1 protein-coding gene is annotated in these 278 nt (G+C 66.2%); it reads right to left on the reverse strand.

What is annotated here, in order from left to right:
• Positions 1 to 278 (reverse strand): proton-conducting transporter transmembrane domain-containing protein (locus FLQ44_RS22505; protein WP_276607909.1); only part of this gene is annotated, 278 nt, incomplete at both ends.

Here is a 278-nt window from a genome sequence, read left to right on the forward strand (position 1 = left end):
GCCGATGAACAGCACGAAGGCCAGCGCAGTCTCGCTCATCTCGAACAGCGGCGACATGCGCGCCACCATGAAGATGCCGGCGGTGACCATGGTCGCGGCGTGGATCAGTGCCGAGATCGGGGTCGGCCCTTCCATCGAGTCCGGCAGCCAGACGTGCAGCGGCACCTGCGCCGACTTGCCCATCGCACCGATGAACAGACAAATGCAGATGAAGGTCGGCACCGCCCATTGCGTGCCCGGCCAGATCTCCACGGTCAGGCCAGCCAGCTGCGGCGCGT

It is taken from the genome of Vogesella mureinivorans (assembly GCF_007644035.1).
Lineage (GTDB): Bacteria > Pseudomonadota > Gammaproteobacteria > Burkholderiales > Chromobacteriaceae > Vogesella > Vogesella mureinivorans.